Raw genomic sequence first — 22,533 nt, forward strand, 5'->3', positions numbered from 1 at the left:
GTCAATACTTCGTTTGATATCGAAGTATCCTAGCCGACCGCCCCGACCTCGAACACCTCGCCGTCATAGCCGGCTTCACGGGGAATGCGGAGCTGGCGGCCGCCTTCGGTCTTGGTCATGACAGGCATCACCGTGACGATCGACATGCCGCGGGCGTGCTCCAGCGCGGCGCCCACGCTGCCCTGCTTGGCGAGCCGGATCAGGTTGCGCGTGGTCGGGAACGGCAGCTTGAAGCGGCCGCTCTCGCCGCCCTCCACCGCCTCGCGCGGCGACACCCAGATCGAGTCGGTCGACTCCCGGCCGTCATGGGCGCCGAGCTGATCGGGCGGTGCGGCCGCGAGGAAGAACCAGGTGTCGAACCGCTTCGGCATGCCCTCCGGCGTGATCCAATGCGCGTAGGGCACGAGCGTGTCGAGCGCGAGCTGGAGGCCGTTGTCGGCCAAGATGCTCAGGAAGCTGATCTTGTGTTCGTTGAGGGCGACGCGATGCTTGTCGGCGATCTCGCCGGCGCGCCTGGCATCGATCGGCGTACCCGCGCCCTTCGCCCGCGCCAGCAGGATGCCGCTCTCCTCAAAGGTCTCGCGGATCGCGGCGATCCGAAAACCGCGATCCGATTCACTCAGGCCCTCGCCGCCTGAATAGAGGTCAGCACGGGCGACGATCTCGTTGTCGCCGGCATCGACGCTGCCGCCGGGAAACACCAGCGCGCCCGAGTTGAACTCGATCTGATGATGGCGAACCATCATGAACACTTCGATTTCGTCGCGGCTCTTGCCGTCGACCTTTGCGCCGTCACGGAGCAGAAGGATGGTCGAAGCCGGGCGTGATGCTGATGTCTCTGGCATTCAACTAACCTGCGGCGCTGGATTGCGGGCCAAGATTGGCGCGCTTGTCGACGCGGGCGACGCGCGACAGGAGGTAATCGACCTCCGCCTTGGCCGCCGGCGTGATGGTCGCGCCCGGCTTGCGCTGGGCGCTGGACGAGATGATGCCGCGCTTCTGCAGCACGTGCTTGCGCACCGCCAGACCTGCGCCCGGCTGCTGCTCGTAGCGGATCAGCGGCAGATGCGCGTCGAACAGATCATGCGCAGCGTCGCGCTTGCCCTCCTTCGAGAGGCGCACGACGTCGATCAGGAGCTCCGGGAAAGCATAGCCGGTCATGGCGCCGTCGGCGCCGCGCTCCATCTCGAAGTCCAAAAAGAGTCCGCCATTGCCGCAGAGGATCGAGAGCGGACGGAGCGAGCCGTCCTTCTGGAAGTTGCGCAGCGTCGAGATCTTTTCCAGACCCGGCCAGTCCTCGTGCTTGAGCATCACGCAATTCGGATTGTCGGTGACGATCTTGCGGATCACCGCAGGCGTGAAGATCACCGAGAGCGTCAGCGGATAGTCCTGCAATACCCAGGGCACATCGGGCCCGATCGCCTCCGCCGCCTGCTTATAGTAGCCGACGATCTGGTCGTCGGTACGGAGCGACGGCGGCGGCGCGATCATCACGCCGGCCGCGCCGGCATCCATCGAGGCCTTCGCCAGCGAGCGCATGGTGGCAAAGCCCGGCGCGGAGACGCCGACGATCACCTGCATCTTCTTGGCGCGCTTGACGAAGCGCACCGCCACCTGCTCGGCCTCCGCGGCATCGAGCTTCGGCGCCTCGCCGAGGATGCCCAGCACCGTGACGCCGTCGCAGCCGACCTCCTCGTAGAAATCGGTCAGGCGGTCGATCGAGCGCTCGTCGATCCGGCCGTCATCGTGGAACGGTGTCGGCGCGATTGCGAAGGTGCCCTTGGCGTCGGCGGTGAGTTTCATCGGGTCTCTTGTCCTATCGTCTGTCGTCATTCCGGGATCGCGACCTCGTCGCGCCCGGAATGACTGTGTGGCTAAAACCGCCGCGCACCCATCTTGATCTGCTCCTCGGAGAAGAAGATCTCCTTGGCGTGATCGGCGATGTCCTGGGCCTTCCAGCCCGTGTGCGGCGGCTTCCAGCCGTCCATTTCCATCATCCGCATTTCGCGCACGCCGCGGGGCCCGGATACGCCCAGCACTTTGCCGGTCTGGTCGCCCGACAAGTCGCTGACCATGTATAGCACGGCCGGCGCGATGCCGTCCGGCCCCAGCGCCGCACCGGGGTTCTCCTTATAGCGGGGCAGGTCTGCGGTCATGCGGGTCAGCGCGCCGGGGGCGAGCGTCCAGATCCGGATGTTGTATTTACGGCCCTCGATCGCCAGCACGTTGGACAGGCCCCAGATGCCGCCCTTGGCCGCGCCGTAATTGGTCTGACCGAAATTGCCGATCAGGCCGGAGGTCGAGGACGTGTTGACGATGACGCCGCCGCCGTTTTCCCGCATCCAGCGAAACACCGGCATGGTGCAACAAAAGGTGCCCTTCAGATGCACCTTGATCACCTTGTCCCAGTCGGACTCGGACGCCTTGGAAAAGGTCTGGTCACGGAGGATGCCGGCATTGTTGACGAGGATATCGGCGCGGCCGAAATGCTTGATGGCATCGTCGAACACCGACTGGCCGCCCTCCATGGTGGAGATGTCGGCGCCGTTGGCGACCGCCTTGCCGCCCTCGGCCTTGATCGCGTCCACCACGAGCTGCGCCATAGACTTGTCGGCGCCGGAGCCGTCACGGGGCCCGCCGAGATCGTTGACGACGACGGACGCCCCTTCCCGCGCGAACAGCTTTGCGTAGGCCTCACCGAGCCCTCCACCCGCGCCGGTGATCAGCGCAACCTTGCCGTCGAGTAGTCCCATGGTGGCCTCTCCCTGTTTTTGTTTTTCGTGTCCCGGACGCGATGCAGCGTGAAACGCTGCGTCGCAGAGCCGGGACCCATTCTTCGTTCGACATTCTCTGGGCCTCGGCTCTGCAGCGCACCGCTAAGGAGCGCTGCGCTGCGTCCGGGGCACGAGACCGCCCTAACCCAGCACCGTCTTGCCGTTCTTGATCACGGTGACGCCGCGCGACTTCACCTTGGCTTCGAACGAGATCGTGTTGCCGTCCTTCCAGAGGTCCATGGTCACGGTCTCGCCGGGATAGACGGGTGATGAGAACCGCGCGACGTGCTGGCGGAAGGCGGAGGCGTCGTAGTCGGCATAGGTCTGGAGCACGCCGCGGCAGGTGATGCCGTAAGTGCACATGCCGTGCAGGATCGGACGAGGGAAGCCGGCCTTCTTGGCGAACTCGGGATCGCTGTGCAGCGGGTTGCGGTCGCCGCAGAGGCGATAGACCAGCGCCTGGTCGGGGCGCGTGACAATGTCGATGGTCTTGTCGGGCGAGCGCGACGGGATCTGGTGCGGATCGGGCTGGGTCAGGCTCGGCCCGCCGAAGCCACCGTCACCGCGGGCGAAGCGCGAGGCGACCAGTGTTGCAAGCTTCTCGCCCTTCTCGTTTTTCAGCACGGTCTGGTGGCTGATCACCACGCCCTTGTCCTTGCCCTTGTCGTAGACCTCGACCACGGAGGAGTCGGCGGTGATGTGGGCTGCCACCGGCAGCGGCTGGTGGAAGGTGATGTCGCGCTCGCCGTCGACCACCATGACGCGGTTGAGGTTCATCTCGCCGGGCCCCGAGCCCCATGCGGCGACGGACGCAAAGGTCGGCACCACCTTCAGCGGCCGCGGCGTCAGCGTGCCCTCATTGACGAAGGCGAGCTCCTTCTCATCCATCGGATCGGCGCCGAGGCCAATGCCATAGGCGTAGAGCATGACCTCGCGATCGCCATAGGCGTATTTCTGGCCGATGTTTTTCAGGCCTTTGAGTTCTTCGTATCTGGCGGACATTTTTCTGGTTTCCTCCCGGCATTCGTCTCAGCGAGCAACGGCGCTCGCTAATGTGCCCTCTCCCCTTGTGGGAGAGGGCCGCGAGAGCCGTGCGGCAAACTCGTTTGGGTGAGGGGTTGCTTCCGCACAGAGAGTCCCTCTGCGGAGCGATACCCCTCATCCGGCGCCGTAGCCGAAGCTTCGCTTCGGCGTCCATTTTTAGAACGGCCGCCGGAGGCGGCCTATGCCACCTTCCCCCACAAGGGGGGAAGGAAGAAATTACGCCGGCGTGAAGAACGGCAGCGGCGCGCCATCGGTCGGCTTGAACACCACCTTCACCTTTTGGCCGATCTTGAGCTTCTCGAGATCGCAGTCGACGATGTTGGTCTGCACCGACGGACCTTCCTTCAGCCTGACGTAGCCGATGGCGTAGGGACCGGTCGGCGATTTGCGCATCAGGCTCCAGGTGTAGATCGTGCCCTCGCCCGAAGCCTCCTCCCACACCGTCTTGTCGGAGTAGCAGAACGGGCAGATCGAGCGCGGGAAGTAATGCGCCTCGCCGCACGCCGTGCAGCGCTTGATCATGAACTTGCCCTGCTTGGCCGCGTCCCAGAACGCCGCGGTCTCGGGGTTCGTGACCGGTGCCGGATACTTTTTCGCTTCGCTCATCACACGCGCTCCAGAATGGCAGTCGAAGCGGCGTGGCGAACGCCCAGAAGGCCGCCGGTGCCGTGGGCGATGGCGAGATCGCAATTCTTGACCTGCACCTTCGGATGCGCCTCGCCGCGCAGCTGCCGCACAGCCTCAATGATCTTGGTCATGCCGCCGCGGTTGACGGGATGGTTGCTGCAGAGACCGCCGCCGTCGGTGTTGAACGGCAGCTTGCCGACGCCCGAGATCAGATTGCCGTCGGCGACGAACTTGCCGCCCTCGCCCTTCTTGCAGAAGCCGAGGTCTTCGAGCTGCATCAGCACCGTGATGGTGAAGCTGTCGTAGATCGAGGCGTATTTGATGTCCTTCGGCGTGATGCCGGCTTCCTCGAACGCGCGCGGGCCGGACCAGATGCCGGCGGAGTAAGTGAGATCGAGATCCTTGCCGCCGCGCGGGCCCTTCATTGCCTCGCCGTGGCCGATCAGCCGCACCAGCGGCTTCTTCAGACTCTTGGCGATCTCGGGGGTGGTCACGATCAGCGCACCGCCGCCATCGGTGACGACGCAGCAATCCATGCGGTGCAGCGGATCGGAGATCATCGGCGAGTTCAGCACGTCCTCGACGGTGACGACGTCCTTGAGCATCGCATGCGGATTGTATTGCGCGTGATGCGATGCCGCGACCTTGATCCAGGCGAGCTGCTCGCTGGTGGTGCCATAGTCGTGCATGTGGCGCATGGCACACATGCCATAGGCATTGTGCGTGGTCGCGCCATAGGCCGTCTCGAAATCGGCCTCCGCGCCGGCTGCGCGCGGCGGCATCACGCCGGTGCGCGGCTTGCCGGCGAGCGTGATCAGCGCGATCGAGCACTTGCCGGCCGCGATGGCTTCAGCGGCATGGCCGAGATGGATGATGTAGGAACAGCCGCCGGTCTCGGTGGAATCGACGTGGCGGAGTTTTTTGGTGTTCAGGCCGAGATAATCGACCATCGGCCATGCGCCGCCGGGGGCGTCGCCCGCGCAGAAATAGCCGTCGACGTCGTCCTTGCTGATCCCGGCATCCTCGATCGCGCCCTTGGCGACCTCGGCATGGAGCTGGGCGGTGGATTTGTCCGGCGCATGCCGGGTCGGGTGTTCGTAGATCCCGGCAATGTAGGCCTTGCCCTTGATGGTCAAAACGTCAGGTCTCCGCGCTCGCGTTTCTTCTTGCTCCGTTTTTCTGAACCGCGGGGGCCAGCTTGGCAAGCGCGGAAATATTCCGTCGGGCGAGAGGGCAGCGCGTTGGCGCAACTCCCGGCTACCGCAATCTCGAAGTGCGGCGGGAAGGCCACTCTGCCACCGCGTCGTCATTGCGAGCGCAGCGAAGCAATCCAGAGTCTATCCGCGGAGGCATTTCTGGATTGCTTCGCTGCGCTCGCAATGACGGCCAGAGTCCTAAAGGTGTTTTGCCCGACGGCACAAGCGATTTTCTTTTTTGCGAAAACAACCCCATGCACAGTAGGACGGTGGTTGATTTCAAAGACGAAATCGTAGGGTGGGCAAAGCGACTTGTCCGCCGTAGCTCGAAGAGCGAAGGCGGAAGCGTGCCCACCTCTTGCGGCTCAATCGTGGTGAGATGGTGGGCACGGCGCTTTGCGCCTTTGCCCACCCTACGAGATCGTGGCTCGCCCCTACTCCGCCGCGATCTGCCTCGGCGCCGGCGGCGGGCTCGCGAGGTCGGCCGCGAGCTGGGCGTAGCGGGCTTTCGCGTCCGCGACGGCCTTCTCCTTGACCGGGCCGTAGCCGCGGATGCGATCGGGCAGTGACAAGAGCTCGACGGCGGTGTCGACGGTGACCGGCGAGAGCAGGCCGAGCACGGTGGCGACGTCCTTCTCGTAGCCCACGATCAGATCGCGCTCGAGCTTGCGGTCGGCGCTGTGGCCGAAGATGTCGAGCGGCGTGCCGCGCAGGAACTTGAATTTCGCCAGCACGCGGAAGACCTTCAGCATCCACGGGCCGAAGGCGCGCTTCTTCGGGCGTCCCAGCGCGTCGACACCACTGCTGAGGATCGGCGGGGCAAGGTTGAAGTTGAACTTGAAGTCGCCCTCGAACTGGTCGCGGAGCTGCTGCTCGAAGGCGCCGTCGGTGTAGAGGCGCGCAACTTCGTATTCGTCCTTGTAGGCCAGAAGCTTGGCATAGTTCACCGCGACCGCGCGCGGCAGCGCATCGTCATAACCGCCCTGCTTGGCGGCTTCGCGAACCTGATCGACCAGCTTGCGATAGCGTTTTGCGAGGCGGCCGCTCTGGTAGGCGGTCAGGTGCTTGGCGCGATGCGCGACGACCTCATCCAGCGTCATTGCATCCAGCGTCTTCGGCGCAACCACCTCGTCCGTCCCCTTCAGCATGTCGGCGAGGCGCTGGGGATCGGCGACCGCGAGGCGGCCGAGGCGGAAGGCCTCCTTGTTCATCTTGATCGCGACGCCGTTGACCTCGATCGCCTGCTCGATCGATTCAGCCGACAGCGGGAACAGGCCTTTCTGATAGGCGTAGCCCATCATCATCATGTTGGTGGCGATGCTGTCGCCGAGCAGCTGCTCGGCCGGCTTGGTGAAATCGAAGAACACCGAGTCCTTGTGCAGGGCCGTTTCCAGCAGCCCGTTCAACTTGCGGGTCTGGAAGTTGAAGTCGCGGTTGAGGACGAAGTCGGCGGTGGGAATGACGTGGCTGTTGATGATGCCGCGCGTGCGGCTGGTGTCGCAGAGCGAGATCGTGTCCTTGGCGACCGCGACCACCTCGTCGGCGGCGAGCACGAGATCTGCCGTACCAGTGACGATGCGCGAGCAGGTCACCTCGGCCGGATGATCGGACAGGCGGACGTGGCTGAGCACCGCCCCGCCCTTCTGCGCCAGGCCCGACATGTCGAGGATCATCGAGGCCTTGCCCTCGATATGAGCGGCCATGCCGAGCAGCGCACCGATCGTGAGGACACCGGTGCCGCCGACACCGCCGACTGCGATGTTATAGGGCTTGTCCACCGTCGGCCGAGACGTGGGCTCCGGCAGCTCGCCGATGTCACCGAGATCGGCCGGCGCACGATGGCGCGGCTTGCCGCCGTCGACGGTGACGAAGGACGGGCAGAAGCCCTTCACGCAGGAATAGTCCTTGTTGCAGGACGACTGGTTGATGGCGCGCTTGCGGCCGAACTCGGTCTCCAAGGGCTCGACAGAGATGCAGTTCGACTGCACCGAGCAGTCGCCGCAGCCTTCGCAGACCGCCGGGTTGATCATGACGCGGCGCGCCGGATCCTCCATCAGGCCGCGCTTGCGGCGGCGCCGCTTTTCGGCCGCGCAGGTCTGCACGAAGACGATCGCCGAGGTGCCCTTGTACTCGCGGCACATCTTCATGACGTTGTCGAGTTCGTCGCGGTGATACAGCTTCACGCCGGGCGCGATGGTGTCGGCCGGATAGGTATCGGGCGCCTCCGAGACCAGGTAGATCTCGCGGATGCCTTCGGCGTGGAGCTGGAACGTGATCTGCTGCGGCGAGAGATCGCCGTCATGGCGCTGGCCGCCCGTCATGGCCACCGCGTCGTTATAAAGGATCTTGTAGGTGATGTTGGTCTTGGAGGCGACCGCCTGCCGGATGGCGAGAAGGCCGGAGTGGAAGTAGGTGCCGTCGCCGAGATTGGCGAAGATGTGGTTCTCGTTGGTGAAGGGCGCGATGCCGACCCACGGCACGCCCTCGCCGCCCATATGAGTGAACGTCTCGGTCGAGCGATCCATCCACAGCGCCATGAAGTGGCAGCCGATGCCGGCGAGCGCGCGGCTGCCTTCGGGGACCTTGGTGGACGTGTTGTGGGGACAGCCGGAGCAGAAATACGGTACGCGAGAGACAGGCGCCGTCGCCTGCATTTGCGTGGCCTGGCGGCCGTTGAACCAGTCGGCCTTGGCGCGGAGCATCTCCGCGATCTCGGGGTTGAGATTGAGGCGGAGAAGCCGCTCGGTGAGCGAGGTCGCAAGCGAGGCGACGCTGAGCTCGGCGGCGAAGGTCAGGAAGCGCTTGTCGTGCTCGTCCATCTTGCCGACGATGCGCGGACGGACGTCGTCGCGCCAGTTGAACAGCTCCTGCTTGACCTGGTTCTCGACGATTTCGCGCCGCTCCTCGATGATGAAGATCTCTTCGAGGCCGACCGCGAACTGGCGTACGCCTTCCGGCTCCAGCGGCCAGGGCATGCCGATCTTGTAGAGGCGAAGCCCGATCTTGGCGGCGACCTCCTCGGTGATCCCGAGCTCGCGCAACGCCTGGCGGACGTCCTCGTAGCTCTTGCCCGACGCCATGATGCCGAAACGGGCGTTCGGTGAATCCATGGTGACGCGGTTGACCTTGTTGGCGCGCGCAAAGGCGATCGCGGCAAAGCCCTTGTAGTCCTGGAGGCGGCGGTCCTGCTCGAAGCGGTCGTCGGGCCAGCGCAGATTGAGGCCACCGGGCGGCAGCTCGAAATCGGGCGGGATGATGAACGGCTTCATCTCGTCGGTGAGGTCGATCTCGGCGGTGGTCTCCACCGTCTCCGTGATCACCTTCATGCCCACCCAGCAGCCCGAATAGCGCGACATCGCAATGCCGAGCAGGCCCATCTCGATCATCTCGTGGATGCTGGACGGATAGAGATACGGCATCAGTGCCGACATGAATGCGTGGTCGGACTGATGCGGAACGGTGGAGGATTTTGCACCGTGGTCGTCGCCGGCCAGACACAGCACGCCGCCGTTCTTGGCCGAACCGGCGGCATTGCCGTGGCGGAACACGTCGCCGCAGCGATCGACGCCGGGGCCCTTGCCGTACCAGATGCCGACGACGCCATCATATTTGGCGCCGGGCGAGAGGTTGAGCTGCTGCGAGCCCCACACCGCGGTCGCCGCCAAATCCTCGTTCACGCCGGGCTGGAACTTGATGTTGTACTGCTCGAGATGTTTTCGCGCTGCAAAGAGCTGCTGATCGTAGCCGCCGAGCGGCGAGCCGCGATAGCCGGAGATGAAGCCCGCGGTGTTGAGGCCGTTGGCGCGGTCGCGCCGGATCTGGGCCATCGGCAACCGGACCAGGGCCTGGATGCCCGTGGTGAAGACGTGTCCGGTTTCCTGGGTGTATTTCTGGTCGAGACTGATCGGACCCTGGTTGATACCCATTCTTGTCCTCTTCCGCCCGTTTGAGCGTTTGGCCACTTAAGCCGTTGCCTGCCCGTTGTTTTTAGCTAGGGCGCGCCGACCAACTCCGCCACTCTATGTCGGATATTTAACGCTCCGCATCACAAATCTGGACCAAAGGAAGCGCCGGGTAATAATCGCAATTTCGTGGCTGCAAAGGCATCAAGCATTTTCAATTTGTGTCACCATACCCCCACCGACGCGAAACGACGTGAGGCTCCTATCCGGGCGATTGGTCGCAGGGGAAGCTTTCGATGCGAATGATTCTGGCTGTTGTCGCATTGTGCAGTGCAGTTGCGAGCGCGGCCCGCGCCGCCGAGCCATCGCCGGAGCTGATCGCCTACGGCAAGGCCCTGGTCGAGGCCGGCGACTGCGCGGGCTGCCACACCACCGATCCGGCAAAGCCATTCGCGGGCGGAAAGCGCATCGATACGCCCTTCGGCGCGATCTACGCGCCGAACCTGACGCCGGATCGTGACACCGGGATCGGCGCCTGGACCGACGCCGATTTCACCCGCGCGGTGCGCACCGGCATCGCGCCCGACGGCTCGAACTATTACCCGGCCTTCCCCTATCCCTATTTCACGAAGGTGACGAAGGACGACACGTTGGCGATCCGGGCCTATCTCGGAACGCTGGCGCCCGTGGCGAGCCGCAACAAGCCGCCAGAGCTGCGCTGGCCGTTCGGTTATCGCGGCCTGATGCGGGTCTGGAACGCCATGTATTTCAAGCCCGGCCTGTTCGAGCCGGCCCAGAGCCAGAGCGCGGCGTGGAACAGAGGCGGCTATCTCGTCACCGGGCTCGGCCATTGCGGCGCCTGCCACACGCCGAAGAACTATTTCGGCGCGGACAAAACTGCGCAGGCGCTGTCGGGCAACGAGGTCGGCGGCTGGTACGCACCAAGGCTCGATGGCGCCGCGCGCACCGGGCTGAAGTCATGGAGCGTCGAAGACATCACCGAATATCTGCAAAGCGGGCGAAACGTCAAAAGCCATGCCGGCGGGCTGATGGCCGAGGTGGTCGTCGGCTCGACCTCGAAGATGAGCGATGCCGATGTGCGCGCCATCGCGGAATATCTGAAGAGTCTGCCGCCGTCGCGGCGCGAGACGATCGTGACGCCGCCCGACGAGGCCGAGATGAAGGCCGGCCAGGCCGTCTACGCAAAACTCTGCATCGCCTGCCATGAAGCCGACGGCTCCGGCGCGCCGCGCATCTATCCGCCGCTGCCCGGCAACGCGCTTCTGCAATCGGTCAATCCGTCCTCCAGCTTGCGCATCATCCTCGACGGCGCCCACACCGTGACGACGCCACGCGCGCCCAACAGCGGCGAGATGCCGGGCTACGCCAAGCAATTGTCCGACGAAGAGATCGCCGCCGTGACGAACTACATCCGCAATTCCTGGGGCAACGCCGCGCCGCTGGTGACCACGGCGCAGGTGGCGAAGGCGCGGAAGGGTGATTAGTCCCCTCTCCCCGCAAGCGAGGCGAGGTAAGAAAGAGCCCTACCGCTCCTCACCTTCCGTGAACACGAATTTCGGCATCTCCCATTTGTAGCGCACCGCGAGCAGGCGGAAGCTGATGCCGAGGACAAACGTCAAAATGGTCCAGAGCTCGGCGTTGAGATTGAGGCCGAAGGCGGTGGCGTAGAACAGGCCGGTCGCCACCGAAACGGTCGCGTAGAGCTCGGAGCGGAACAGCAGCGGCACGTCGTTGCAGAGCACATCGCGCAGCACCCCGCCCGCGCAGCCGGTCACCATGCCGGAGACGATGACGATCGGTAGCGCGGCATTCGTCTGCCAGGCGATGTCGCAGCCGGCCATGGTGAAGACGACGAGACCGATGGCATCGAGCACGATGAAGGCCACCTTCAGCCGGTGCACGAGTCGCGCGATCAGGATGGTGAGGAAGGCGGCGCCGCCGGCCAGCGCGAGGTAGATGGGATGAGCGACCCAGGCCAGCGGATAATGCCCGAGGAAGAGATCGCGCAAGGTGCCGCCGCCGAGCGCGGTGATACAGCCGAGGAAGCAGACGCCGAGCCAGTCCATGCTCCGGCGGCCGGCCGCGAGCGCGGCGGTCATGCCTTGCGCTGCGACCGCGACCAGCGACAACAGATGCAGCACGCTATCGCTCGGCGGCAAGCTCCACATCGCCTTGTTCCCTTCCCCATCGATGGAACCGACGCGCAACTGTTCCAAAATGAACAGGTTCCCGATTCCTCGCGCAAGGGCAACATGCGACGAAAGCACTAAGGAGGGCGGAACAGAATCTCGCATCTAGGGGTTGTCCAGCCGCAATAATCGAGGAGACAAAATCGATGGCTGACGACCGTTTTCCCAACGATCCGTATCGCCCGAATCTCGCCGATGATGAGTATGTCCGTGCGGCGCGACGGGATGCCGAGCTTCAGGTCGATCCCGAGCTTGGCGAAGGCCCCGCCTCCAGCGGCAAGGTAGCCTTGTTCGCAGTGGCGATCGCCCTGGTACTGGGTGCCGTGTTCTACGGACTGAACAACACCAGCACCGGCAACCAGGCCAGCAACACGCCGGCAACGCAGACCGCCCAGCAGGCTCCGCCTGCGAATCCCGCCGCGCCTCCCGGCATGCGTGACGTGACGCCGCGCAACAACGCGGGACCCGGCGTGACCACGGGTGCTGCCCCGAGCAAGCCGGCGGCGCCTGATCCGGCCGCCCCGTCCGAGGGCGCGAAGTAACGACAACAGCTGTCGTCGCCCGGCTTGACCGGGCGACCCAGTATTCCACCAGCGGCCGAGATTAAATCGAGAGGCCGCGGCGTACTGGATGCCCCGCTTTCGCGGGGCATGACAGCGAGAGGATGAGAGAGCGGCGGGACCTCACATCCCGCCGCTTTTCGTTTAGCTGAACATCTTGTTGAGTTCGCCGCCGGAATAGCCGGTGCCGAGCTCCGTAAAGGTCCCCTTCTCCGCCATCTCCTTCGCGGCGCGCATGAAGCCGCCCCAGGCGGCGCGGGCGAGCGAGCCGCCGACGCTGATGCGGCGCACGCCGAGGTCGGCGGCCTCCTGCAAGGACAGGCCGGACGCGCCGATCAGCAGGTTGAACGGCTTTGGGGCGACAGCCTTCACCACGGCGGCGATGTCCTCGCGCGTCTTCAGGCCCGGCGCATAGAGGCAATCGGCGCCTGCGTCCGCATAGGCCGTGAGCCGGTCAATGACGAGCTTGAGGTCGGTCACGCCCCACAAATACGCCTCGCAGCGACCGACCAGCAGCGTGCCGCTGTCGCCGATCGCCTTGCGCGAGGCCCTGATGCGCTCGACCGCGAGCGCGCGCTCGTAGAGCGGCTTGTCCTTGTCGCCGGTGGAATCCTCGATCGAGAGGCCGGCGACGCCGGTGCGCACACCGCGCTCGACATTGTCAGCGACTTTGTCCGGCTCGACGGCAAAGCCGCCCTCGAAATCCGCATTCACGGGGATGTCGACGGCCGAGCACAATGCTGCCAGATGCTGACAGACGTCGTCGACCGTGACGTGGTTGTCGGCCTTGCCGATGGTCCAGGCAAAGCCCGCGCTCGATGAGGCCAGTGCCTTGAACCCGAGATGCTGCAACGCCTTGGCGCTGCCGACGTCGACCGGATTGGGCAGGATGAAGCAGCCGCTCTCGTGCATCGTCTTGAACGTCGCGCGCTTGTCAGCGGTTGTCACATGCATGTTTCTCTCCCTTGTTGGCCGCGCAGAGATAAGCGCGCGCACTGGGCAGCGCCAGTGCGCGCCCGCAAAAGCTAGTGCGCGTCGTGCACGGCGCGGCTGTCCTTCGGCGCCTGCTCGCGATCATTCATGCCGTAGTCGCGGATGACGCTGGCGATGCGCAGGTGATAATCGGCAAAGATCTTCGCCCTGCCCTTCGCCTGCGTGCGCCGGTGTTCCATCGTATTGCGCCAGGCCTGAACCGCCGCCTCGTCGCGCCAGAACGACACCGACAGGATCTTGCCCTTCTCGGTCAGGCTTTCAAAGCGCTCGACCGAGATGAAGCCATCGATGGTTTGCAGGATCGGCTTCAGGTCGGCCGCGAGGTCGAAGTAGTCCTGGCGATGTTCCGGCTTGGGCCAGACTTCGAAAATCACGGCAATCATGGGCGTCTCCTTTGCGTTGGCGGTCTACAATACCACCTTGCGCAGGAAGGTGCGCTCTTCCGCGAGGATGAATTTGTTCTCCTCGGCGAAATGGAAATTGGCCATGCCGTCTGCGTCCTGCCGCAGCCGGGCGCGATAGGCCTCATAGGCGGCCAGACTCTCGAAGGTGATCAGCGCAAACGCGATGTTGTTGGTGCCCTCATGCGGCACGAAATAGCCGATCAGGTCGCCGCCGCATTTCGGGATGATGGTGAGCCAGCGCTTCGAATATTCCTCGAACTGCGCGCGCTTGAAGGGATCGAGCTGGTAGCGGATGAAGACGGTGACGGACATGGTTGGCTCCCTGATTTTTCATTGCGGCAAGCGCGAGCAACACCGTCGCCGCTGAAGCAACTGGATTGCTTCGCTTCGCTCGCAATGACGTGTTCGCAGAAACAGACTACGTCCTTGCCCCACCGCAATGCTTCGGCTACCATCGAAGCATGAAATCAGGTCCTGACATCGCCATGATTGCCTCGCTGGTCGGCGACCCCGCCCGCGCCAACATGCTCACCGCGCTGATGAACGGCCGCGCGCTGACGGCGAGCGAGCTCGCGCAGGAGGCCGGCATCACGCCACAGACCGCAAGCTCGCATCTGGCCAAGCTCGAGGCCGGCGGGCTGATCGAGCCGGAGAAGCAAGGCCGCCACCGCTACTACCGCCTCACCGACGATGACGTCGCCGGCGTGCTCGAAGGCCTTGCGGGACTTGCCGCGCGCACCGGCCACATGCGCGTGCGCACCGGGCCGAAGGATCCGGCGCTGCGGCGCGCGCGGATCTGCTACGACCACCTCGCCGGCGATCTCGGCGTGCAGATGCTCGACAGTCTACGCACGCGAAACCTGGTCAGGCAGAAGAAGCAGGACATCGAGCTGACGGCCGAGGGCGAGCGCTTTCTCGCAAAGCATTTGCAGATCTCGCCCGACATGCTCACCCATCCGCGCCGTCCGGTGTGCAAGGCGTGCCTGGACTGGAGCGAGCGGCGCCATCATCTCGCCGGCACGCTGGGCGCCGCCATGATGCAGCGGTTCGCCGAGCTGAAATGGGCCGCGCGCGACGCCACGCCCGGCAGCCGCGTGGTGAACTTCACCCGCACCGGCGAGAAGCAGTTTGCGACGCTGTTCGGGACCGGGAAGGATTGATCACGCCAGGTGCGTGAGATCGCACGTTTGCGTGTGAACCACGGCTTCCGTCATGGCCGGGCTTGACCGGGCCATCCATCGCTTTAAGCGCAGTATCGTTCTGAGGCGATGCGAAGCATCGAACCTGGAACTTCAAGATTCCGGGTTCGCGTGTTCGACGTGCCCCCGGAATGACGGCTCCAATTACGAGATCTTCATGAACCGCCTCCTCCCGGTCGCGCTTGCCGCAGCCCTCCTCGCTTCCCCGTTCACGTCCGCCCACGCCGCCGACACCGCCCCGCGTGAGCCCTATGGCATCGCGCTCGAAGGCTTTGCCTATCCGTATCCCGTGCATCTGCTGCCTGTCATCAATGACGGCGAGCAGCTCAGCATGGCCTATATGGACGTCGCGCCCGAGCGGCCGAACGGCCGCACCGTCGTGCTGCTGCACGGGCGCAATTTTCCGTCGAGCTACTGGGCGCCTGTCATCAAGATGCTCAGTGACGCCGGTTTTCGCGTGATCGTGCCGGACCAGATCGGCTTCGGCAAATCTTCGAAGCCGCAAGGCGAACTGCACTTCGACACGCTGGCGCGCAACACCATTGCGCTGCTCGATCATCTCAAGATCGACAAAGCTGAGGTCGTCGCGCATTCGCTCGGCGGCATGCTGGGCGTGCGCATCGCCCGCGCCTATCCGGATCGCGTCGCCCATCTCGTGCTGACCGCGCCGATCGGGCTGGAAGACTACCGTCTCTATGTGCCGCCGACGCCGACCGAGAAGATCATCGAGAGCGAGGACAAGCTCACACCCGACGGCTACCGCAAGCAGCTCCAGACCAATTACGCGATCAAGCTGCCGCCGGACGCGATCACGCCGTTCGTCGACGCCCGCTTCAACATCAAGGGCAGCCCCGATTATCCGCGCTGGCTGCGCGCCTACGTCAGCTCCGGCCAGATGATCTATCGCGAGCCGGTCGCGCACGAGGTCGCGTTGATCACAGAGCCGACGCTGTTCATCATGGGCGCCGACGATCACAACGCGCCGGGCCGTCCGAACGCGCCGGAGGCATTGCGCGCGAAAATGGGCCAGAACGCGGAGCTCGCGAAAGCGCTTGCGGCCAAAATGCCGAACGCGCGGGCCGAAGTGATCCCGGACACAGGCCACCTCGTCTTCCTGGAGGCGCCGGAGAAGTACAAGGAATTGGTGCTGGGCTTTCTCGGTCGCTAGAGCGTTTTCGAGCGAAGTGGATACCGGTTCGCGTCAAGAAAACGCGACAAAACAAAAAACATGGAGCCCCGTTCCGATTCCATCGGGACGGCGCTCCAGCGCCATTGCTGTCGCCGGAAGCCGCATGCAGAGAATGTTCATGCCGCATTCAGGTCATGATTGGCAGGTTTGGATCGCGACGTGTCGGCACGTGCCCAAATTTAACGTGTCGAATCGTGTCTTTTGATTCATTGTGCGCCGCAAGCGCCCCAAAAACCTGCCCAAGGACAAGAGGAAGATCACATGAAATACCTGTTTGCCGCCGTCATGCTCGCCAGCGCGGTCGTCGGTTTCAGCGAAGCGGCCAGCGCCGCCGGTGGCTGCGGCCCCGGCTGGTACCGCGGCGCCTATGGCGGCTGCCGCCCGATGCGCGGTGCGGTCGTTGTGCGGCCCGGCCCGGTGGTGGTTGCACCGCCGGTCGTCGTCGTGCCCCGCGCCCGCGTCTGCCCGTACGGCTTCCGTTGGTGGGGTGGCCGCTGCCGCCCGATCTGATCTCGTCTCTTCGCGTTACGAAGTGGCCGCGCGGCGAAAGCCTGCGCGGCCATTTTCGTTTGAACGCCTGAGGTCTCATGGTGAAGGAACCGCGCCGAATCAAAACGGGGACCGCAATTGCGGTCCCCGTCGAGACTCGGCCGATGCGAGCTTACCAGTGATGGCGGCGGTGCCAGCGCCGACGGTGCCAGCCCCAATGACGGTGCCCCCAGCCGTGGTGGCGGCCATGCCAATGCACCTGTTCGGGCGCCAGCTTGGCGGCTTCCTCACTGGTGGTGACGGCGGGACGAGCGTCGGGATTGCCTTGCGGCGCGCGCGCGGGATCGCCGAGCGGCTGCGGCGCCAACGGCGCAGCTTGTGCGCTCGCGGTCAACGTCGCGGCTCCAGCCGCGACGCCGAATGCAAGTTTCAAAAAGTTCCGACGCTCCATGACATGTCCTCTAGGCTATCGAGCAAGTGATGCAGAGGGAGTGTCGCGGTCACGACATGAACGAAAGCTGAATCGCATCTTCAGGTTCATGACATGGGTGTCAGGGACAAGCGAGCTACGGGACTCGGCGCGAGCTACGCTCCAGCGTCCTGCTTCGCAAACTCCTGCGCCAGCACCAGCGTCTCGCGCGTGCGCTTCACGTCGGGCCAGTCGCGATTGAAATCGGCGACGAGCTGCTTCAACGTATCGCCCCTCAGCATCGCAGCCAGCTTGGCCTCGTCATCGAACTGATACATGGCCTGATGCAGCGAGGGATCGTCCAGGCTCCAGAACCGCCAGGCCTTAGCTACGCCGAACGCCTTCACCGCGTCGGGCACATGCGCGGTCTCGTACCATGTGTCGAAGGCGGCGCGCTTGCTGGCGTCGGTGACGGTCGCGCGAACGACGAAGTAGGCAGCAGGCATGTGTTTCCTCCCGTTGTTTGGCCGCAGCATAGACGGTTATAGTCGCGGCAACAAAAAGCCCGCGCGACGGAACATTCGGATCGCGCCGATGGGGGAAGGAATGGCCATGCGCAGGATCATCACGGGCCTCGTTGCGATCAGCTGCCTGTGGCCCACGGCCTCGCTCGCCGAAATCGTCCGCTTCGACATCCTCGCGCGCGAGCCCGCCTTTGCCGGGCGCAGCTTTGGCGATGTCGGCACCTATGAGCGCATCACCGCGCGCGCGACCTTCGCGCTCAACCCGTCCGACGATCGCAACGCCGTCATCACCGACCTCGCGCTCGCGCCGCGTAGCTCCGACGGCAAGGTGGCAGCCACCGCCGACGTCGTCATCCTGCGGCCCACCGATCCCACCCACGGCAACGGCACGCTGCTGCTCGAGGTGCCCAATCGCGGCCGCAAGCTGGCGCCGCAATTGTTCGACGATGCCGCCCAGCCCGGCGCCAACAATGCCGACAAGGCCGAAGACGCTGGCATCGGCTTCCTGCATCGCCAGGGCTTTACGATGGTCTGGGTCGGCTGGCAGGGCGACATCCCCTCCAAGCCCGGCCAGATGGCGATGACGGCACCGGTGCTGAAGACCGTCACCGGGCCCGCGCGCGAAGAGATCGTCTTCGACAACACGACCAATCCCGCGCGTGCGACGCTGACCTGGCCGGCGACTGATGCCGCCGACCTCAAGGTCTCCGTGCGCGCCGCCTGGGCCGATCCGCGGCAGTCGCCTTCCGGCCTCCTCGCAAAGCTCGTCGATCCCGTGACGGTGGAGATCACCCGGCCCGATGGTTTTGATGCCGGCGCGCTCTACGAGATCACCTACACCGCGCGCGATCCTGTGCCACTCGGCATGGGCTATGCCGCCGTGCGCGACGTCGTCAGCTTTCTCCGCCACGATGAGACCCAGGCGAACCCGCTGCTGAACGGCCCGCATCCCTCCGTCAGCCGCGCCATCGGCTTCGGCGTGTCGCAATCCGGCCGCTTCCTGCGCGACTTCCTCTATCTCGGCTTCAACGAGGATCTCCAGGGCCGCACCGTGTTCGACGGATTGATGCCGCATGTCGCGGGCACGCGGCGGATGGCGACGAACGTCCGCTTCGGCCAGCCCGGCCGCAACCCGCGGCATCCGCAGGATCCGGCGTGGCAAGCCGATCTCTTCCCCTTCACCTATGCGAGCCTCAGCGATCCCTATTCCGGCAAGACCGACGGCCTGCTCCGCCGCTGCGCGCTCTCGGCGACGTGCCCGAAGGTGATGCAGACCGACAGCGAGCACGAATGGTGGGCCTCGCACGCCTCGTTGCTGGTCACCGACCTCGCCGGCAACCACCTCGACCTCCCCGACAACGTCCGCACCTATATGATCGCAGGCACGCCGCATTTCGCCGAAGCTTCCGACGTGATGCGGAAGGGCGTGCCGGCGATGTCGCTGCCGCAGAACCCGATGCATGCGGGCGGGCCTATGCGCGCGCTGCTCACCGACCTCAACGCCTGGATCAGCGACGGCATCAAGCCGCCCGCAAGCCGCGTCCCCATGCGTGCCCACGGCACGCTGGTAGCGGCGCAAGGCGCGGTGCCGATGGATATTCCCGGCCTGCCCTATGCCGGCATCCACACGCTCGCCGCCTTCTCCGACCAGAGCGTGCTGCCGCCCAAGGAGATCGGCCGCTATCCCGTGTTCGTGCCGAAGGCGGACAATGACGGCATGGCCATCGCAGGCATCCGCCAGCTTGCGCTCGCGGTGCCACGCGCGACCTACACCGCATGGAATCCGCGCGCGCAAGGATTTGGCCCGACGGCGCTCTATCCGCTGCAAGGCGCAGTGGTGCCGTTCGCACCGACCGAGGCCGCGCGGAAGGAAGTGCATGATCCCCGGCTGTCGATTGCGGAGCGATATGCGGATGACGGGGCGTATGTGGCGGCGGTCCGCCGTGAGGCGGCGCGGCAGGTGGCGGAGCGGACCCTGCTGCCGGAAGATGCAGAGCGCGCGGTCGACGCCGCGAAGCAAGGCAAGTTGGCGAAGCTTGGGCAGTGAGCGAAGCCCAGTGGCCCCGTAGGGTGGGCAAAGCGGAGCATGCCCACCACTTCTCGGCCAAAAGATGGTGGGCACGGCGCAAGCGCGCCTTTGCCCACCCTACGGTCGCTGCCCGCGGAGAAAAAAAGTCTCACGCTGTCGGAACGCCCGCCCCTCATCCGTCCTATGCCCAGACAGCACGGAGACACCGCATGGCCAACCTCACCCTCACCACCTTCGACTGGGTTCCCGAGATGCCGCGCGGTTTCGTGCGCGACCTTCGCGTGCGCTGGGCGCTCGAAGAGGCCGCATTGCCCTATCGCGTCGCGAGCGTGCCGTTCGGCCCGCGGGACGCTACGCATTTCGCGCACCAGCCGTTCGGCCAGGTGCCGTGGCTGACCGACGGCGACCTCTCGATCTTCGAGAGCGGCGCGATTCTGCTGCATCTGGGTGAGCTCAGCGCCAAGTTGATGCCCACCGATCCGCGCGGCCGCAGCGACACGGTCGAATGGGTGTTCGCGGCGCTCAATTCGGTGGAGATGCCGGCCCTGCCCTGGACGATGTTCAAGTTCACCGGCAGCGACGATGGCTCACCCGCCGTAAAATTCGTCGACGATTTCCTAAAACTCCGGCTCAAGCACATGGAGACGGTGCTTGCGGTGCGCGAATGGCTGGCAAGCTCCTTTTCCGTCGCCGACATCCTGATGTCGGACGTGCTGCGCGTCGTCGATCGCTTCGATGGGTTGGCGGACAGCCCCGCCTGCCGCGACTACGTTGCGCGCGCCACGGGCCGTCCGGCGTTCGCAAAAGCCCACGCCGATCAGATGACGCATTTCGCTGCGGCGGATGCCAAACGTAGGGCGGATTAGCGCAAGCGTAATCCACCAACGCATGCCTCAACAAAGATGATGGGTTACGCCGCGCGAACTGCGCTGTGCGCAGTCGCGGGGCTAACCCACCCTACGAATTTCGCCTCACACCAACTTCAGCGGCGTGTCCTTAACCACGCGAAGATCGATCCTGCCGATCAGTTGCGCGCGAAGCGCCTCGGCAGCACCGATGGCGCTCTCGGTTTGCTGCAACGTGCTGATGTTCGAACCGAGCGACACGATCCCGCCCAGCACCAGGGCGATCGATCCGAGCGCCGCGGTCAGACCTGTCCCGAACAACCCAAGGATCGTGATCAACAACAGCGCGCCGCCGCCGCCAATCGCGATTTTGGATGCCAGAATGTACTTCCGGCATCGTTCGGCGATCTCGGCCAGCCGCTCGATCCGCGCCTCAATGTCTGAAATCTCGTCGGTCGGATCGTCTTCGGTCATCAGCGACATGCGGCACTTGGGTTAAAAACCCGGATTTCGCTACGCTCCATCCGGGCTACTTGTCGTCACAACGGCAAATTGTCGTGCTTCTTCGCCGGCGTTTCCACCTTCTTGTCCTTCAGCATCGCCAGCGCCCTTGCGATCCGCTTGCGCGTCGAGTGCGGCATGATGACGTCGTCGATGTAGCCGCGCTCGGCCGCGATGAAGGGGGACAGGAAGCGGTCCTCGTATTCCTTGGTGCGCGCGGTGATCTTGTCGGGGTCGCCGATGTCGCTGCGGAAGATGATCTCGACCGCGCCCTTGGCGCCCATCACCGCGATCTGGGCGGTCGGCCAGGCGTAGTTCATATCGGCGCCGATTTCCTTGGAGGCCATGACGTCGAAGGCACCGCCATAGGCCTTGCGGGTGATGATCGTGACCAGCGGCACGGTGCACTGCGAATAGGCGAACAGCAGTTTCGCGCCGTGCTTGATCAGGCCGCCATATTCCTGCGCGGTGCCCGGCAGGAAGCCCGGCACGTCGACGAAGGTGACGATCGGGATGTTGAAGGCATCGCAAAAACGGACGAAGCGCGCGGCCTTGCGCGAGGCGTCGCTGTCGAGCACGCCGGCCAGCACCATCGGCTGGTTGGCGACGAAACCGACGGTGCGGCCGGCGATGCGGCCAAAACCGGTGACGATGTTCTTGGCGAAGGCGTCCGCGATCTCGAAGAAATCGCCCTCGTCCACGACCTTCAGGATCAACTCCTTCATGTCGTAGGGCTTGTTCGGATTGTCGGGGATCAGCGTGTCCAAAGACATGTCGACCCGGCCGATGTCGTCAAAGCTCGGCCATTCCGGCACGCCATCGGTGTTGTTGGACGGCAGGAAGTCGATCAGGCGCCGCATCTGCAAGAGCGTCTCGACGTCGTTCTCGAAAGCGCCGTCCGCGATCGAGGAGCGCGTGGCGTGCACCGAGGCACCGCCGAGCTCTTCGGCGGTGACGACCTCGTTGGTCACGGTCTTCACCACGTCGGGGCCGGTGACGAACATGTAGCTGGTGTTCTTCACCATGAAGATGAAGTCGGTCATCGCCGGCGAATAGACGTCGCCGCCGGCGCAGGGGCCCATGATGACGGAGATCTGCGGGATCACGCCCGAGGCGAGCACGTTGCGGCGGAACACGTAGGAATAGCCGGCGAGCGCCGCGACGCCCTCCTGGATGCGGGCGCCGCCCGCATCATAGAGGCCGATGATGGGCGCCCGCGCCTTCATCGCCATGTCCTGCAACTTGGTGATCTTCAGCGCGTGGGTCTCCGACAGCGAGCCGCCGAACACCGTAAAATCCTTGGCGAACACAAACGTCTTGCGGCCGTTGACGGTGCCCCAGCCGGTGACGACGCCGTCGCCGGGCACCTTGTTCTTCTCCATGCCGAACTCGGTGGAGCGGTGCTCGACGAACATGTCGAACTCCTCGAACGATCCCTTGTCGAGCAGGAGCTCGATGCGCTCACGCGCGGTCAGCTTGCCGCGGGCGTGCTGCGCCTCGATGCGCTTCTCCCCGCCACCGAGCTTTGCGCCGGCGCGACGATCTTCAAGGGCGTCCAGGATATTCTTCATTTGCTCCCGCCAGTTCTTAGCCTAAATGCGATTGCCGGGGGTTCTAACACGGCATTTTGCGGGCCGG

General features: G+C 64.8%; 22 protein-coding genes. 7 read left to right on the forward strand and 15 right to left on the reverse strand.

The features are described 5' to 3' along the window. Positions 1–29 precede the first annotated feature (29 nt). From ABIB99_RS34910 to ABIB99_RS34940, 7 genes are all read right to left on the reverse strand, one after another. The gene (locus tag ABIB99_RS34910) at positions 30–845 is read right to left on the reverse strand and encodes an NUDIX hydrolase (RefSeq protein WP_247301767.1); all 816 of its coding nucleotides are present in this window, start codon (positions 843–845) and stop codon (positions 30–32) included. A 4-nt stretch (positions 846–849) separates the two neighbouring features. Continuing rightward, positions 850–1,803, reverse strand: a complete 954-nt coding sequence (locus tag ABIB99_RS34915) for a dihydrodipicolinate synthase family protein (RefSeq protein ID WP_354180021.1) — start codon at positions 1,801–1,803, stop codon at positions 850–852. Positions 1,804–1,874: 71 nt separating this feature from the next. Then, positions 1,875–2,753: an SDR family oxidoreductase gene (locus ABIB99_RS34920; protein WP_354117821.1), complete on the reverse strand. Its 879-nt coding sequence runs from the start codon at positions 2,751–2,753 to the stop codon at positions 1,875–1,877. A 162-nt stretch (positions 2,754–2,915) separates the two neighbouring features. After that, a complete protein-coding gene (locus ABIB99_RS34925; protein ID WP_354180023.1) occupies positions 2,916–3,776 on the reverse strand; it encodes a MaoC family dehydratase in 861 nt (286 codons plus the stop codon). A 258-nt stretch (positions 3,777–4,034) separates the two neighbouring features. Next, positions 4,035–4,424 (reverse strand): Zn-ribbon domain-containing OB-fold protein, encoded by a 390-nt coding sequence (locus ABIB99_RS34930; protein ID WP_354180025.1) that lies wholly within the window; start codon positions 4,422–4,424, stop codon positions 4,035–4,037. Further along, a complete protein-coding gene (locus ABIB99_RS34935; protein ID WP_354180027.1) occupies positions 4,424–5,581 on the reverse strand; it encodes a thiolase family protein in 1,158 nt (385 codons plus the stop codon). The genes ABIB99_RS34930 and ABIB99_RS34935 overlap by 1 nt, the downstream gene beginning before the upstream one ends. A 494-nt stretch (positions 5,582–6,075) precedes the next feature. Next, positions 6,076–9,567, reverse strand: coding sequence for an indolepyruvate ferredoxin oxidoreductase family protein (locus ABIB99_RS34940; RefSeq protein ID WP_354180029.1), 3,492 nt, complete (start codon positions 9,565–9,567; stop codon positions 6,076–6,078). 272 nt (positions 9,568–9,839) lie between these two features. On the opposite strand from ABIB99_RS34940, the gene ABIB99_RS34945 reads away from it, so the two are divergent. Further along, positions 9,840–11,048: a c-type cytochrome gene (locus ABIB99_RS34945; protein ID WP_354180031.1), complete on the forward strand. Its 1,209-nt coding sequence runs from the start codon at positions 9,840–9,842 to the stop codon at positions 11,046–11,048. A 39-nt stretch (positions 11,049–11,087) separates the two neighbouring features. Here the strand turns inward: ABIB99_RS34945 and ABIB99_RS34950 are convergent, their stop codons facing one another. Next, a complete protein-coding gene (locus ABIB99_RS34950) occupies positions 11,088–11,732 on the reverse strand; it encodes a trimeric intracellular cation channel family protein (RefSeq protein ID WP_354180033.1) in 645 nt (214 codons plus the stop codon). Between the two features lie 167 nt (positions 11,733–11,899). Between ABIB99_RS34950 and ABIB99_RS34955 the strand changes: the two genes are divergently transcribed. Further along, the gene (locus ABIB99_RS34955) at positions 11,900–12,295 is read left to right on the forward strand and encodes a hypothetical protein (protein ID WP_354180035.1); all 396 of its coding nucleotides are present in this window, start codon (positions 11,900–11,902) and stop codon (positions 12,293–12,295) included. A gap of 162 nt (positions 12,296–12,457) precedes the next feature. Here ABIB99_RS34955 and ABIB99_RS34960 read toward each other — a convergent pair whose 3' ends face one another. The 3 genes from ABIB99_RS34960 to ABIB99_RS34970 all read right to left on the reverse strand — a co-directional run bounded on the left by ABIB99_RS34960 (position 12,458) and on the right by ABIB99_RS34970 (position 14,022). After that, positions 12,458–13,267, reverse strand: a complete 810-nt coding sequence (locus ABIB99_RS34960; RefSeq protein ID WP_354180037.1) for an isocitrate lyase/PEP mutase family protein — start codon at positions 13,265–13,267, stop codon at positions 12,458–12,460. 71 nt (positions 13,268–13,338) lie between these two features. Beyond that, on the reverse strand, positions 13,339–13,689 hold the full coding sequence (locus ABIB99_RS34965; protein ID WP_028151163.1) for an antibiotic biosynthesis monooxygenase family protein: 351 nt from the start codon (positions 13,687–13,689) through the stop codon (positions 13,339–13,341). Between the two features lie 24 nt (positions 13,690–13,713). Beyond that, on the reverse strand, positions 13,714–14,022 hold the full coding sequence (locus ABIB99_RS34970; RefSeq protein WP_135214956.1) for an NIPSNAP family protein: 309 nt from the start codon (positions 14,020–14,022) through the stop codon (positions 13,714–13,716). 149 nt (positions 14,023–14,171) lie between these two features. Here ABIB99_RS34970 and ABIB99_RS34975 point away from each other — a divergent pair, with 149 nt between their 5' ends. From ABIB99_RS34975 to ABIB99_RS34985, 3 genes are all read left to right on the forward strand, one after another. Continuing rightward, complete coding sequence (locus ABIB99_RS34975; RefSeq protein ID WP_028154913.1) at positions 14,172–14,870, forward strand: winged helix-turn-helix domain-containing protein; 699 nt, start codon at positions 14,172–14,174, stop codon at positions 14,868–14,870. Between the two features lie 196 nt (positions 14,871–15,066). Further along, entirely contained in the window at positions 15,067–16,077 is a 1,011-nt protein-coding gene (locus ABIB99_RS34980) for an alpha/beta fold hydrolase (protein ID WP_354180040.1), read from the forward strand. Positions 16,078–16,359: 282 nt separating this feature from the next. Next, positions 16,360–16,608, forward strand: coding sequence for a GCG_CRPN prefix-to-repeats domain-containing protein (locus tag ABIB99_RS34985; RefSeq protein ID WP_063982626.1), 249 nt, complete (start codon positions 16,360–16,362; stop codon positions 16,606–16,608). A 151-nt stretch (positions 16,609–16,759) separates the two neighbouring features. On the opposite strand, the gene ABIB99_RS34990 is transcribed toward ABIB99_RS34985, so the two are convergent. After that, complete coding sequence (locus tag ABIB99_RS34990; protein ID WP_354180043.1) at positions 16,760–17,038, reverse strand: twin-arginine translocation signal domain-containing protein; 279 nt, start codon at positions 17,036–17,038, stop codon at positions 16,760–16,762. 134 nt (positions 17,039–17,172) lie between these two features. Continuing rightward, complete coding sequence (locus tag ABIB99_RS34995; protein ID WP_354180045.1) at positions 17,173–17,502, reverse strand: hypothetical protein; 330 nt, start codon at positions 17,500–17,502, stop codon at positions 17,173–17,175. A gap of 100 nt (positions 17,503–17,602) precedes the next feature. Between ABIB99_RS34995 and ABIB99_RS35000 the strand changes: the two genes are divergently transcribed. Next, positions 17,603–19,567 carry an alpha/beta hydrolase domain-containing protein gene (locus tag ABIB99_RS35000; RefSeq protein WP_354180047.1) on the forward strand — a complete coding sequence of 655 codons (1,965 nt, stop codon included), beginning with the start codon at positions 17,603–17,605 and terminating at the stop codon, positions 19,565–19,567. 191 nt (positions 19,568–19,758) lie between these two features. Further along, the gene (locus ABIB99_RS35005; RefSeq protein ID WP_354180049.1) at positions 19,759–20,415 is read left to right on the forward strand and encodes a glutathione S-transferase family protein; all 657 of its coding nucleotides are present in this window, start codon (positions 19,759–19,761) and stop codon (positions 20,413–20,415) included. A 105-nt stretch (positions 20,416–20,520) separates the two neighbouring features. On the opposite strand, the gene ABIB99_RS35010 is transcribed toward ABIB99_RS35005, so the two are convergent. Beyond that, entirely contained in the window at positions 20,521–20,868 is a 348-nt protein-coding gene (locus tag ABIB99_RS35010; protein ID WP_354180139.1) for a hypothetical protein, read from the reverse strand. Positions 20,869–20,933: 65 nt separating this feature from the next. Continuing rightward, positions 20,934–22,466, reverse strand: coding sequence for an acyl-CoA carboxylase subunit beta (locus ABIB99_RS35015; protein WP_354180051.1), 1,533 nt, complete (start codon positions 22,464–22,466; stop codon positions 20,934–20,936). Positions 22,467–22,533 lie beyond the last annotated feature (67 nt).

The sequence above is a fragment of the Bradyrhizobium sp. LA6.1 genome (genome assembly GCF_040547805.1).
Taxonomy (GTDB): Bacteria; Pseudomonadota; Alphaproteobacteria; order Rhizobiales; family Xanthobacteraceae; genus Bradyrhizobium; species Bradyrhizobium barranii.

What these genes read in the sequence shown, in the direction of transcription:
- ABIB99_RS34955 (WP_354180035.1), top strand. Translation starts at nt 11,900, where the DNA reads ATGGCTGACGACCGTTTTCCCAACGATCCGTATCGCCCGAATCTCGCC.
- ABIB99_RS34980 (WP_354180040.1), top strand. Translation starts at nt 15,067, where the DNA reads ATGAACCGCCTCCTCCCGGTCGCGCTTGCCGCAGCCCTCCTCGCTTCC.
- ABIB99_RS34945 (WP_354180031.1), top strand. Translation starts at nt 9,840, where the DNA reads ATGCGAATGATTCTGGCTGTTGTCGCATTGTGCAGTGCAGTTGCGAGC.
- ABIB99_RS35005 (WP_354180049.1), top strand. Translation starts at nt 19,759, where the DNA reads ATGGCCAACCTCACCCTCACCACCTTCGACTGGGTTCCCGAGATGCCG.
- ABIB99_RS34985 (WP_063982626.1), top strand. Translation starts at nt 16,360, where the DNA reads ATGAAATACCTGTTTGCCGCCGTCATGCTCGCCAGCGCGGTCGTCGGT.
- ABIB99_RS34920 (WP_354117821.1), bottom strand. Translation starts at nt 2,753, where the DNA reads ATGGGACTACTCGACGGCAAGGTTGCGCTGATCACCGGCGCGGGTGGA.
- ABIB99_RS34970 (WP_135214956.1), bottom strand. Translation starts at nt 14,022, where the DNA reads ATGTCCGTCACCGTCTTCATCCGCTACCAGCTCGATCCCTTCAAGCGC.
- ABIB99_RS34995 (WP_354180045.1), bottom strand. Translation starts at nt 17,502, where the DNA reads ATGCCTGCTGCCTACTTCGTCGTTCGCGCGACCGTCACCGACGCCAGC.
- ABIB99_RS34930 (WP_354180025.1), bottom strand. Translation starts at nt 4,424, where the DNA reads ATGAGCGAAGCGAAAAAGTATCCGGCACCGGTCACGAACCCCGAGACC.
- ABIB99_RS35000 (WP_354180047.1), top strand. Translation starts at nt 17,603, where the DNA reads ATGGCCATGCGCAGGATCATCACGGGCCTCGTTGCGATCAGCTGCCTG.
- ABIB99_RS34915 (WP_354180021.1), bottom strand. Translation starts at nt 1,803, where the DNA reads ATGAAACTCACCGCCGACGCCAAGGGCACCTTCGCAATCGCGCCGACA.
- ABIB99_RS34975 (WP_028154913.1), top strand. Translation starts at nt 14,172, where the DNA reads ATGAAATCAGGTCCTGACATCGCCATGATTGCCTCGCTGGTCGGCGAC.
- ABIB99_RS34960 (WP_354180037.1), bottom strand. Translation starts at nt 13,267, where the DNA reads ATGCATGTGACAACCGCTGACAAGCGCGCGACGTTCAAGACGATGCAC.
- ABIB99_RS35010 (WP_354180139.1), bottom strand. Translation starts at nt 20,868, where the DNA reads ATGACCGAAGACGATCCGACCGACGAGATTTCAGACATTGAGGCGCGG.
- ABIB99_RS34990 (WP_354180043.1), bottom strand. Translation starts at nt 17,038, where the DNA reads ATGGAGCGTCGGAACTTTTTGAAACTTGCATTCGGCGTCGCGGCTGGA.
- ABIB99_RS34910 (WP_247301767.1), bottom strand. Translation starts at nt 845, where the DNA reads ATGCCAGAGACATCAGCATCACGCCCGGCTTCGACCATCCTTCTGCTC.
- ABIB99_RS34950 (WP_354180033.1), bottom strand. Translation starts at nt 11,732, where the DNA reads ATGTGGAGCTTGCCGCCGAGCGATAGCGTGCTGCATCTGTTGTCGCTG.
- ABIB99_RS34940 (WP_354180029.1), bottom strand. Translation starts at nt 9,567, where the DNA reads ATGGGTATCAACCAGGGTCCGATCAGTCTCGACCAGAAATACACCCAG.
- ABIB99_RS34925 (WP_354180023.1), bottom strand. Translation starts at nt 3,776, where the DNA reads ATGTCCGCCAGATACGAAGAACTCAAAGGCCTGAAAAACATCGGCCAG.
- ABIB99_RS35015 (WP_354180051.1), bottom strand. Translation starts at nt 22,466, where the DNA reads ATGAAGAATATCCTGGACGCCCTTGAAGATCGTCGCGCCGGCGCAAAG.
- ABIB99_RS34965 (WP_028151163.1), bottom strand. Translation starts at nt 13,689, where the DNA reads ATGATTGCCGTGATTTTCGAAGTCTGGCCCAAGCCGGAACATCGCCAG.